The 11,573-nt window shown below is 56.5% G+C and carries 9 protein-coding genes; 5 read left to right on the top strand and 4 right to left on the bottom strand.

Annotation, left to right across the window (positions count from 1 at the left end; genetic code table 11):
* The first annotated feature begins 591 nt into the window (after window positions 1–591).
* Window positions 592–1,911: an MFS transporter gene (locus CCASEI_RS07100; RefSeq protein WP_050808147.1), complete on the top strand. Its 1,320-nt coding sequence runs from the start codon at window positions 592–594 to the stop codon at window positions 1,909–1,911.
* A 546-nt stretch (window positions 1,912–2,457) separates the two neighbouring features.
* Here CCASEI_RS07100 and CCASEI_RS07095 read toward each other — a convergent pair.
* The gene (locus CCASEI_RS07095; protein ID WP_006823669.1) at window positions 2,458–3,042 is read right to left on the bottom strand and encodes an SRPBCC domain-containing protein; all 585 of its coding nucleotides are present in this window, start codon (window positions 3,040–3,042) and stop codon (window positions 2,458–2,460) included.
* Window positions 3,043–3,281: 239 nt separating this feature from the next.
* The gene (locus CCASEI_RS07090) at window positions 3,282–4,574 is read right to left on the bottom strand and encodes a class I SAM-dependent methyltransferase (protein ID WP_006823668.1); all 1,293 of its coding nucleotides are present in this window, start codon (window positions 4,572–4,574) and stop codon (window positions 3,282–3,284) included.
* A 234-nt stretch (window positions 4,575–4,808) separates the two neighbouring features.
* Between CCASEI_RS07090 and CCASEI_RS07085 the strand changes: the two genes are divergently transcribed.
* Complete coding sequence (locus tag CCASEI_RS07085) at window positions 4,809–6,164, top strand: NAD(P)/FAD-dependent oxidoreductase (protein ID WP_006823667.1); 1,356 nt, start codon at window positions 4,809–4,811, stop codon at window positions 6,162–6,164.
* Between the two features lie 71 nt (window positions 6,165–6,235).
* Here the strand turns inward: CCASEI_RS07085 and CCASEI_RS07080 are convergent, their stop codons facing one another.
* Entirely contained in the window at window positions 6,236–6,838 is a 603-nt protein-coding gene (locus tag CCASEI_RS07080; RefSeq protein WP_006823666.1) for a class I SAM-dependent DNA methyltransferase, read from the bottom strand.
* Window positions 6,839–6,935: 97 nt separating this feature from the next.
* Here CCASEI_RS07080 and corA point away from each other — a divergent pair, with 97 nt between their 5' ends.
* Window positions 6,936–8,009, top strand: coding sequence for a magnesium/cobalt transporter CorA (corA, locus tag CCASEI_RS07075; protein ID WP_025387535.1), 1,074 nt, complete (start codon window positions 6,936–6,938; stop codon window positions 8,007–8,009).
* Between the two features lie 95 nt (window positions 8,010–8,104).
* Here the strand turns inward: corA and CCASEI_RS07070 are convergent, their stop codons facing one another.
* Window positions 8,105–8,572 (bottom strand): PaaI family thioesterase, encoded by a 468-nt coding sequence (locus CCASEI_RS07070; RefSeq protein WP_006823664.1) that lies wholly within the window; start codon window positions 8,570–8,572, stop codon window positions 8,105–8,107.
* 82 nt (window positions 8,573–8,654) lie between these two features.
* Between CCASEI_RS07070 and gndA the strand changes: the two genes are divergently transcribed.
* Both gndA and CCASEI_RS07060 read left to right on the top strand, forming a co-directional pair.
* Window positions 8,655–10,115 (top strand): NADP-dependent phosphogluconate dehydrogenase, encoded by a 1,461-nt coding sequence (gene gndA / locus CCASEI_RS07065; RefSeq protein WP_006823663.1) that lies wholly within the window; start codon window positions 8,655–8,657, stop codon window positions 10,113–10,115.
* A gap of 35 nt (window positions 10,116–10,150) precedes the next feature.
* Window positions 10,151–11,572 carry a DEAD/DEAH box helicase gene (locus CCASEI_RS07060; protein WP_025387534.1) on the top strand — a complete coding sequence of 474 codons (1,422 nt, stop codon included), beginning with the start codon at window positions 10,151–10,153 and terminating at the stop codon, window positions 11,570–11,572.
* Window position 11,573: the final 1 nt, after the last annotated feature.

The following is an 11,573-nucleotide window of genomic DNA, read 5'->3' as shown; positions in this document are numbered from 1 at the left end:
CCGAATGTAGTGCAGCGATTTTTCTACAGCGAATGTTTCAAGTGCATCAAGCGTTTATCGAAGGTAAACCGTGGACTGTGGGCATTAATAAGCAATTGCTCCTTTTGTCCGATAATGTACATTATGTCATTATACATTTGGGTGCCGCTCTCCCCAGTTTCCAACTTGGATTGTTTATCCGCTTAGACATCCGCTCGGCTAACTAGCTCTTGGCCTGACCGTTGGCCCGCGCTTAGCGCCATTCGGTTTGCACGGACCGCCGTTCTGCAGCGAGCGCCGTGTGGATGACTGGACGCCAGGCCCGCAGGCTCGATCGCTTTAGGCCTTCGCAGCCCATTTCAGTATGATGTGCGCCATTGTGCGGTAAATGACTTTGATTTCTAATTGTTCACGCGTTAGTCTAAAAGTCTCACGGAATGGGAATGTTTCGTCCATTGAGTGAGACTTTTACTTTAATCACCAGGTTAGAGGTGTGCAATAGGTATGTTGCGGCTTCTCACCTTATGACACAGCGAATTAGAAAGCGCCAGAATATTGACTACCTCTGTTTTTCAAGATGGGAATACGCCCACTGCGGGTTCGGCTGCTAAGTTGACGCCGAAAGATCGTCGTCGTGTCGCGTTTGCATCAACTATCGGCACCACGATTGAGTTCTATGACTTCTATATCTACGCCACCGCGGCCGTAGCGGTCTTCCCTCTCCTGTTCTTCCCTGCTACTGAGGATCCAACTGTAGCGTTGCTGCAGTCGTTTGCCACCTTCGGTCTGGCGTTCGTAGCTCGTCCTTTGGGCTCCATTGTCTTCGGCCACTTTGGTGACCGCGTTGGCCGCAAAGCAACTCTCGTTGGCGCGTTGCTGACCATGGGTATTGCAACGTTCATCATCGGTTTGCTGCCAACCTATGCCACCGCAGGCATTCTCGCGCCGGCACTGCTGGCACTGATGCGTTTCTGCCAGGGCTTAGGCCTGGGCGGCGAATGGTCCGGCGCTGCCCTGCTGGCATCGGAGACTGCTGAGGACGGCAAGCGTGCATCGGCAGCCATGTGGCCACAATTCGGTGCGCCATTCGGATTCTTCCTAGCTAATGGCTTGTTCCTGATTCTGGTTTCCGTATTGGGCTACACCCGCGGTGACACCACCGGCCCATTCATGGAATGGGGCTGGCGCATCCCATTCTTGGCTTCCGCAGTCATGGTTCTCATCGGTCTGTATGTCCGCCTGAAGTTGGAAGAGACCCCGGTATTCCAGAATGCTGTTGACCAAGGCAAGAAGGTTAAGGCACCCATCACTGAGGTATTCAAGGTCGCTGGCAAGCCAATGTTCATTGGCACCTTCGTCATGGTGGGCTGCTACACCTTGTTCTACTTGGTCACCACCTGGATTCTGTCTTTCGGTATTGGTGATCCTTCACAGGGCCTGGGCTTGGGCATCGAATACACCGACTTCCTGCAGCTGCAGCTGATTTCCATCTTCGCGTTTATCGCAGGTATCCCAGTATCTTCCATCCTGGCCGACAAGCGCGGACGTAAGCCAATTCTGGCAACAGTTTCCGCCCTGATCATTGTCTTCGGCTTCACCTTCACCCAGTTCCTGTCCATTGAGACAGCAACTGAAAGCTCCGTGCTGGCCTTCCTGACCATCGGCATGTTCTTGATGGGTCTTATTTTCGGCCCAATGTCAGCGGTACTGCCAGAGCTCTTCCCCACTAACGTGCGCTACACCGGCTCCGGCATTGCGTACAACGTCTCCTCCATCCTGGGCGCGGCGATTGCACCGTTTATCGCCACCTGGCTGGTTGCACAGGTCGGTGTTCACGCAGTGGGCTTCTACCTGGCCATCGTGTCTGCAATCTCCTTGATTGCAGTACTGTCCATGAAGGAACTGTCCAAGCAGGACCTCAACGACGTCTAAAGTTGGGTTAAGTAAAGAAAAGTGTGTCTGTCGGTGTGTCGGGCAAGAATTCGACTGCTCTCGCTATGACGGCACGTACTTACTGGTAGACGAGCTATCGCTGAGTTTTAAGGCCGCGCAAGGGCATTGTATTGAGATGCGCACCCCACGGCAAAGAAGTGCTCTCGAGGAGCTTTCCATTTGATTCTTCGGTCCCTGTAAGCGAAGCTAACTGGCTGTTGTACAGGCCTTATGCTCCTAAGTGTGTGCCGGGGCGGTGTCGCTGCTGTTCGTACCATATTGAAATCTCCGTCGTGGCATTGACGTGAAAATGCCGGTTTATAGCTCCTGAGGAACTATAAACCGGCTAAAAACAGGTGATGAACTGGTAAAAGAAGGCCAACTCAGACACACTTTTCTTTACTTAACCCCTAAAGTTCGCACCTCAATAGCCACACAAAAATTCCCACCTTCCACCAGTTCGCTTTCCTGGTGTGAGGTGGGAATTTATTTTGCCATATTCCGGCAAATGCGCCTGTTCTGGTGCTGCGCTTCTGCGCAGCCTCCCTACTTGTCTTCGGGCAGGCTGTAGTGCGCGACCTGGCATGGGTAGTAGTTAGCCAGTTGAACATCCTTGACGTTGCCGCCGTCGAGGGCGATTTCCAGACGGTCTAGAATCAGTTCCCACTTTGGGGCGATAAGACTGATCTGTTCTTCAACGCCTTCCACGCTGTGGTGGAATTCCAGGTAGGTCTCATGGTTGTCTTCCTCAGTGAGGTAGAAGCGGATGTTGAGATCGTGGCCCTGGTGGTCGTTGACTGCCAAGTGCAGGTAGGTGTACGGCGTGGACTCAGCGATGGTCACGTCGTAGCTGGACTCGATTTCTTCCGAAACCATGGTCATGCGTGAAGCATCGCCCAAGGTGTGGCAGTGGCCAAACCAGCGGGAGATGCGGGCAGCGTTAGCCAGGTAGCCCCACACAACTTGTGGTGACTGCGGCAGCTCACGCGAAATTACGATCTGTCGCCCGTTGTCGGTTTCTTCGATATCACCGGTTGGCTCGAAGTTCTCAACATCGAGTGCATCCCTTGCATCCGCTAACGCCACGGTGGAACCGCCGCGCAGGTTGTGCGAAGCACGCTTTTCAGACACTTAAACAGTCTCCTTAAGTAGATACTGCATTGTAGATATAGATGAGAATAGGCACTCAGGGGCCAAGAAAGGGCCCATTAGCAATTAATAGACCCTTAAAATGATGCTTGTTTTTTAGCAAGACACAACACTAGCCCTCCTTTTCGGCAAGGTGGTAACAGATCCGCCGTTCACCCCCGATTGGAGGGGGCTAAAGGTTGCCCTCACCTGCACCTATAGTCTCAGAACTGTGCCGGAAGTTACCTTCGCCCACCCCGGTGGCGGTGGGTGGCAACGAAGGCCACGGAATCAATCATACCCAGGGCCAGCAGTGCTTCACGCAGCGCAAATTGATATGTCCACAGCCGGCGAAATACTTGGTCGAAGCCGGCCGCAGCGGCCTCACGCAGACGGCCATCAAAAAAGGACCGTTCATACTGCAAGGAAGCCTTGTAGTGCGTGCCCAGGTGCAGATGTTCCACAACGCGCAGGCCAGAGTGGCGTTCGAGCAACTTGTGTACGTCTTCCACGCTGGGCAGTTCCATGCCCGGCCAGATGTACGCGCGCAGGGGCTGCAGCGCAGAATAGGCAGCTTTTGACATCGTTTCGGTAGTCACCATCGATTGCAGGACCGCGCGGCCCGTGCCCACCAGCAAGCGGCTTAAGGCTTCCACAAATGCTTGACGTTGCTTGGGGCCCAGAGCTTCGAGCTTTTCGATGCTCACTATCGCCTCATAACGACTCTTCAACTCAGTACGGTTCGGAATTCCTTCATTCAGCGCAAGACAGGCCACTGAATCATCAACGCCCTCCAAGACCAATTGGTCATTGAGGAACTTCAAGTGGGCATCGTCAGCCGATGCAATATCAACCGTCGCGCGGCGAGCCGCAGCCTGAACTGCAACCTGTGCGCCAGATGCCGGGTAAATCAGCATGTGCGTGCCCACGTTTGTCTTCGTTAGGTCACACAACTCAGTTGCCCAGCGGCGCTGCGCGTCAGCGAGGTCCTCCCGGTCAACGGTGTCATCGGGCTCATGCACGGTGGTGACATCCACAAAATGCGGCTTCTTTGCACCCGCACCGCGCGTGAAGGACGGCCAAGACTCCCGCACGGTGGTGGAAACACCAGACGTAAACAGCCCGCCATGGTGGCTTAGCCCGTCACCCGAATACAGATTGACCAGATCTCCGGGCAGCTCCCCACCAAAAGACTCTGAGAGCGGAACCTGGTTTGTAGCCGGGTTGTAGCCCACACCGAGCAGGCGTGTGAGAACTTTTACCAAAGTCGAAGAATCCGGCGTGGACCACTCCCCGGCCATATACGATTCCGCGACGCCCAGCCATCCACTGTGCGCAATTCGCGCGAACAACGCATCATGATGGACGACCAGATCGGGCTCAACTTCCAACGAAAGTCCAGCATTGGAGCACGCTTTGGCGAATTCGGCTTCCGCACGACGAGCCCTAACTGCGGTGATGAGCCCGCTGGGGTACGTGGCGATTCCCGGCCATGCTTGCGCATCAATGCTAGACAAGTGTTGGTGTGCGGCCATTTCTGCCTTTCTTAACCCTTAAGGAAAATGAGGGAAACCCCCAGCGGGATCCTCATAGAAGAACTATCGTTTAACCCGAGATTCGATCTTAGTTATTAAATACACGTTTCTTTATCAGGCTTGCCGCGCGAAACGTGGGCCACAGTGTTTAGTAACTAGTCTTTCAGCCTTTTCGGATCTAGACTACTTACGTCGAAAAATTACTTATTACTACAGGAAGGGTGCTCCTTCGCAATGACTGATGCTCCATTTCGTCCAAACGGTGGCCGCCACCACGTCGTCATCATCGGTGCTGGCCTCGGTGGCCTGACTGCTGCTCGCAAGCTCAAGGGTGCCAACGTTGATGTCACCTTGATCGACATGAAGAACCACCACTTGTTCCAGCCAATGCTGTACCAGGTGGCCACCGGCATGATTTCCGCTGGCGAAATTGCCCCTTCCACCCGTCAGCTGCTGCGCAACCAGGACAACGCTAACTTCGTCAACGCAGAAGTAACTGACATTGATATCAAGGCTCAGACCGTGACCGCAGTGAATGATGAGTTCACCCGCGTCTTCGAGTATGACTCCCTCATCGTCGCTTCCGGCTCCGGCCAGTCCTACTTCGGCAACGACCACTTCGCTGAGTTCGCGCCAGGCATGAAGACTTTGGACGACGCTTTGGAGCTGCGTTCCCGCATCATCGGTGCTTTCGAGAAGGCAGAGCTTACCGATGACCCTAAGGAGCGCGAGCGCCTGTTGACCTTCATCATCGTGGGCGCTGGACCAACCGGTGTTGAGCTCACCGGCCAGATTGCTGAGTTGGCGAACCGCACTCTGACTGATGCTTACTCCAACTACTCCACCGCGACCGCAAAGATCTACCTGCTTGATGGTGCTCCTCAGGTTCTGCCACCATTCGGTAAGCGCTTGGGCCGCAAGTCCCAGCGTGCTCTGGAGAAGCTCGGCGTTGACGTTCGCCTGAACGCAATGGTTACCGACGTGACCGAAGAGGCTGTCACCTACAAGAACATGAAGGACGAGTCCGTTCATGAGCTAACCGGTGCAACCAAGATCTGGTCCGCTGGTGTTGCTGCTTCCCCACTGGCTCGCCTTGTTGGTGAGCAGGCTGGCGTTGAGGTCGACCGCGCTGGTCGTGTATCCACCAACGAAGACCTGACTGTTGGCGAGTACTCCAACGTCTACGCGATTGGTGACCTCATGGGTCTTAACCGCCTTCCTGGCCTGGCTCAGGTTGCAATGCAGGGTGGCGCTCACGCTGCCAAGCTCATCGCCGCAAAGACCGATGAAGAGTCCACCGCTAATGAGACCGAAGCATTCGATTACTTTGACAAGGGCACCATGGCGACCATCTCCCGCGGCTACGCCGTTGTGAAGATGGGCAAGACCGAGATCACCGGCTTTATCGGCTGGTTGGCTTGGTTGGGTCTGCACGTCAGCTACGTCACCGGTTTCCGCAACCGCCTGGTCACCATCATCAACTGGTTCCAGAACGGTTTCACCCGCTCCCGCGGCAACATCGAGATCACCAAGCAGCAGGCTTACGCCCGCAACATCATCAATGAATCCAAGAAGCAGGAAGTCAATTAAAGCTTCTTTGGTTGAAAAAAGCGCTCGCTAGCACCTCGTTCATTCGAGGGCCAGCGAGCGCTTTCGCGTTCTTAACCCAGGAGCGAGCTACCCGGGCGTGACAGTACCGCCACCAAGAAAGTCGAGTTCGCGCTAAAGGTATTCATGTCCCACGATGAGAACTTGAAGTCGATGCGGAAACCGACCTTTTCTACGAGTGCGAGGAATTCATCAAAGCTCCAGCCACGGCCTTCGCCGAAACCGACGACGAAGCGGCCGCCGGGCTCAAGTGCGTTGAAGATATTGCGCAGCGCTGCTTCGCGGCCGTCTTGGGCGAGAAAGCCCATGACATTGCCGGCGGAGATAGCTAGATCGAAGCCGTTGTCCGGGATCTCATCGTTCGTGAGGTCCCCCACTTCCCAGCGCACATCGGGGTGTTCTTCGCGCGCATAATCAATCAAGATTGGGTCAATATCCATGCCCAGCACATTGTGGCCTTGCCGCGCCAAATATCCACCGACACGGCCGGTACCACAGCCAGCGTCTAATACCTTGGACCCGCGCTCCAGCATGGCGTCTGCAGTGCGAGCCTCGCCGTGAATGTCTTTTCCTTCTGCTTCCAAGACTTTCCAGCGGCGGGCGTAGTTATGGGAGTGGGAAGGATCTGCTTCCGTGATTTCTTTCCAGGTTGCCATGACAATGAGTATAGGTGCTCTGGTTGCGGGTATGATTCCTAACCGTCACGATGACGGGGAACATCCCCGCCGCAACCACTGGGAAAAGGAGGCTGATATGCCCGCTGTACCGTCGCCGTTTAGGCCGCGCAAGCCAAAGGTTGAGCCTCCTTCACAGTCCAAGATGAACGTGCCCGTTGAGCGCGCGATCGAACACTGCCGCGTCTTTGTCGACGGTGAAGCATTGCCCGGCGAATACACGGTTAACTCAGCGCTGGAAGCCGTTGAAGAATACGGCCGTGGCTTCGTCTGGGTCGGCCTTGTTGAGCCCGTTGAGCACCAGATGACGCGCGTCGCTGAGCAATTCGGCATCCACGAACTGATTGTTGAAGACGCCGTCTTGGCGCACCAGCGCCCCAAGCTGGAGCGCTATGACGATCAGCTTTTCGTGGTCGCACGCTCAGTAAACTACCGCGACTCCGATGAGGTGACGGACCGCCGTGACGTCATCTCCACGGGTGAGGTGCAGATGCTCATGGGCAAAAACTTCCTCATCACTGTCTGCCACAAGGCGAAGCTACCCAACTTGGCGTACACCGTCGCTGATGAGCAGTCGCTTGTGGAAATCGGCCCCGTTGCTATGGTCTGGAAGATTCTGGATATGTTGGTGGACCGCTACTCAGAGATTTCCGCGCTGCTAGCAGTCGAGGTCGATGAAATTGAAGAAGAAGTCTTCGAGCCCGGCGTGAAGTTCGACGTCAACCGCATCTACCTCTATAAGCGCGAGATTCTAGAGATGAAGCACGCTATTGAGCCGCTGTCTGCTGCCTTGAAGTCGCTGGTTGAAAACAACAAGGACCTCATCGACAAGCAAATCCGCTCCTACCTCCGCGATGTCAACGACCACCAATCAGTGGTCAAAGACCACATCCAAAGCTTCGATGAACGCCTTTCTTCACTTCTCGATGTCTCCGTGGCCAAAGTCTCCATGCAGCAAAACACCGACATGCGCACCATCTCAGCCGTGGTTGGCATGGCTGCCGTGCCCACGCTCATCGCGGGTATTTACGGCATGAACTTCGACAACATGCCCGAGCTGCACTTGGAATACGGCTACTACATTTCCATTGCATTCATGGTCATCACCGTCGGCGCCATCTTCTGGTGGTTCCGCAAAAACAACTGGTTGTAGGAAACTCAAGAGTTTTCCCACAACCGAAGGTTCGCCTTCTACAACCAATTCGTATCCGGCAACCCATGTTTCGATGGAACATCGGCAAGCTGTGCTTAGCCAAGCGTCATCGTGCGCAGCTTGGACAAGGCTACAAGCTTGCCCTCGTGGCGTAGTTCAATGTTCCAAATCTGGCTGCGCCGACCCGTCTGAATTGGCGTGGCATGCGCTTCAATGATGCCGTTGGTCACTGACTTGATGAAGTCGGTGTTGTTGTTGACGCCCACGACAACCTCGCCGGCTTGGACAACACCCGCGATGGAACCCACTGATTCCGCGATCGAGCAATACACGCCGCCGTTAACCAAGCCCCACGGTTGCAGCAACGACGGGGTCACGCGGACCATGGCGCGCACCTCGCCGCGAGTTATATGCGTATAGCGAAGGCCAAGTGTTGCATCAAAACCAATTGCATTCTCATTAAGCAACGCCAACTCGGGCTGATTCAGAGGACGCTTGTGCGCGATTTTTAGCAGCTCATCCAACTTTTTGCGGATCTCCCCGCTGTGATTCGGTGGGTTCATAGGTATTCATCTTAGGCACCACTCGGTGTGCTTGTAACCACTTGGCGGCACGCGAGTCAGCAGTGTGCGTAAAATGTCGGGTATGAGTGAAACTACTGATCGTGCCCACATTGGTGTTGTCGGATTGGCAGTTATGGGAAGCAACTTAGCCCGTAACTTTGCCCGAAATGGCAACACCGTCGCCGTGTATAACCGCAGCCCTGAGCGCACCCGCGCGCTGATTGAAGATCACGGTTCCGAAGGCAATTTCATCCCTTCCGAAACCGTTGAGGACTTCGTCGCTTCCCTGGAGCGCCCACGCAAGGCCATCATCATGGTCCAGGCTGGTCCCGCGACGGATGCCGTGATCAACCAGCTGGCTGACGCTATGGATGATGGTGACATCATCATTGACGGCGGCAACGCCTTGTACACCGACACCATCCGCCGTGAGAAGGAAATGGCGGAGCGCAACCGCCACTTCGTCGGCGCTGGCATCTCTGGCGGCGAAGAGGGCGCGCTGAACGGTCCTTCCATCATGCCTGGTGGCCCGGCCGAGTCCTGGAAGACCTTGGGCCCAATCCTGGAGTCCATCGCTGCTGTGGTTGATGGCGTTCCTTGTGTGACCCACATCGGTCCTGATGGCGCCGGCCACTTTGTGAAGATGGTCCACAACGGCATTGAGTACGCTGACATGCAGGTCATCGGAGAGGCTTACCAGCTGCTGCGCTACGGCGCTGGCATGGAGCCAGCTGAAATTGCTGAGGTGTTCAAGGAATGGAACTCCGGCGACCTGGATTCCTACCTCATCGAAATCACCGCTGAGGTCCTGGCCACCACCGATCCGGACACTGGCAAACCACTTGTCGATGTCATCGTGGACGCCGCCGGCCAAAAGGGCACCGGCCGCTGGACCGCTATCGGCGGCCTCGAGTTCGGCATCCCAATCACCGCTATCGCAGAAGCTGTCTTTGCACGTGCACTGTCCTCTTCCGCTGACCAGCGCACCGCTGCGCAGGAAGGCGAGCTGCCAGCTGGTACCGCTGTTGATCTCGAGGGCCTGGGCACCAGCCGCGAGGACTTCATCGAGGACGTTCGCCGTGCGCTCTACGCCTCCAAGCTGATTGCATACTCCCAGGGCTTCGACCTGATCAAGGCTGGCTCCGATGAGCACAACTGGGACGTTGACCCACGCGACTTGGCCACCATCTGGCGCGGCGGCTGCATCATCCGCGCAAAGTTCCTGGATCGCATCCGCGAGGCATATGACACTAACCCAGCGTTGCCAGCACTGATTTTGGATCCTTACTTCAAGGGTGAGTTGTCCGACCTCATCGATCCATGGCGACGCGTGGTCATCGCCGCAACCCAGCTGGGTCTGCCAGCACCAGTCTTTGCGTCTTCACTCTCCTACTACGACTCCCTGCGCGCATCCCGCCTGCCAGCGGCATTGGTTCAGGGTCAGCGTGACTACTTCGGTGCACACACCTTCAAGCGTATGGATAAGGAAGGCACCTATCACATCGAGTGGTCCGATGACCGCTCCATTACCAAGATGGATTAACTTCCGCTGTGGCGCGGCGGCTAAGCTGAGAGGCAATGACTACTTTTGCCGATCTTGGCTTGCCCCGCCCCATTATTTCTGTCCTAGCTAAGCAGGGCATCACCTCGCCGTTTCCTATCCAGGAGGCGGCGATTCCTGATGCTCTCGCCGGAAAGGACATCCTCGGCCGCGGCCCCACAGGTTCCGGTAAGACCTTCACATTTGGCTTGCCGATGATCTCCCGGCTCGCCAGCTCCGGCGCCTCCAAGCCAGGCCGCCCCCGCGGCTTGGTGCTGGCGCCAACCCGCGAGCTAGCTATTCAAATCCAGGAACGCCTGGATGAGCCCGCTAATGCGATGGGCCTACGCGTTCTTTCTGTGGTTGGTGGTGTCAACATCAACAACCACATCCGCAAGCTTGCTCGTCCAGTGGACATTCTGGTGGCCACCCCGGGCCGTGCCCAGGATCTAGTGAATCAGCGCAAGCTTTCCTTGGCTGATGTTTCGCTCACCGCCCTTGATGAGGCGGATCAGATGGCTGACATGGGCTTTTTGCCACAAGTGAAGAAGCTTCTGGATCTCACCCCCAACGATGGCCAGCGTCTGCTGTTTTCCGCCACGCTTGATGGAGACGTAAACAAGCTGGTCAACCGCTTCATGCACGATCCAATCACGCACTCGACCGCGCCAGTTCAGGCCGCCGTGGACACTATGAAGCACTACCTGTTTTTCGTCGGTGAGCGCGATGACCGCAACAAGGTTGTCACGCGCATTGGCGCACGCGATGGCAAGACCATCATGTTCATGCGCACCAAGCACGGCGTCGACCGCCAGGCAAAGAAGCTGCGCCGCGCCGGCATCCCAGCGATGGGCTTGCATGGCGACAAGGGCCAAAACACCCGTACCACTACCCTGCAAGGCTTTGCTGACGGCAGCGTCTCCGTTCTAGTCGCCACCGATATTGCCGCGCGCGGCATCGACGTCCACGACGTCTCTCTGGTTGTTCACGTAGACCCACCAGCAGAGCACAAAGCATATTTGCACCGCGCCGGCCGCACCGCCCGCGCAGGCGAGGCAGGTACCGTGGTCACCTTGGTCATGGACGCCCAGCGCGACGAGGTGGACAAGCTCATCGCCAAGGCCGGCGTGGATGCCCAAAGCATCGATCTGACCAATGACGCCAGCCCAGCCCACAACCGCACCCTCGCCGCGATTACGGGCGCGCAGGCTCCCACCGGCGTGGCACTGCCGGAGCCAGGCCAGCAACAGCAGAAGAAGTCTTCCAAGCCCAAGGCTGCAAAACCCCGCAGCGGCGGAGGCCGAGGCGGCGCTTCGCGTGGCGGTTCTTCCCGCGGCGGTGCAACACTCTCCGGCAAGCGCGGCAATACCCCGCGAGGAAAGGGCTCGAAGGCGGGCGGAGGGGCATCGTCAAGCAATAAGCCTTCCCGCAGTAACAACTCGAGGCGACGCAGCTGGTAGA

Source organism: Corynebacterium casei LMG S-19264 (genome assembly GCF_000550785.1).
GTDB lineage: Bacteria > Actinomycetota > Actinomycetes > Mycobacteriales > Mycobacteriaceae > Corynebacterium > Corynebacterium casei.
The sequence above is the reverse complement of the archived record's forward strand: the minus strand, read 5'-3'. Positions and strand labels throughout refer to the sequence as shown.

Excerpts from the sequence above, each read along its gene's own strand:
- CCASEI_RS07090 (WP_006823668.1), bottom strand. The coding sequence starts at position 4,574 with ATGGCCGCACACCAACACTTGTCTAGCATTGATGCGCAAGCATGGCCG.
- corA (WP_025387535.1), top strand. The coding sequence starts at position 6,936 with ATGCCCGCTGTACCGTCGCCGTTTAGGCCGCGCAAGCCAAAGGTTGAG.
- gndA (WP_006823663.1), top strand. The coding sequence starts at position 8,655 with ATGAGTGAAACTACTGATCGTGCCCACATTGGTGTTGTCGGATTGGCA.
- CCASEI_RS07080 (WP_006823666.1), bottom strand. The coding sequence starts at position 6,838 with ATGGCAACCTGGAAAGAAATCACGGAAGCAGATCCTTCCCACTCCCAT.
- CCASEI_RS07085 (WP_006823667.1), top strand. The coding sequence starts at position 4,809 with ATGACTGATGCTCCATTTCGTCCAAACGGTGGCCGCCACCACGTCGTC.
- CCASEI_RS07070 (WP_006823664.1), bottom strand. The coding sequence starts at position 8,572 with ATGAACCCACCGAATCACAGCGGGGAGATCCGCAAAAAGTTGGATGAG.
- CCASEI_RS07060 (WP_025387534.1), top strand. The coding sequence starts at position 10,151 with ATGACTACTTTTGCCGATCTTGGCTTGCCCCGCCCCATTATTTCTGTC.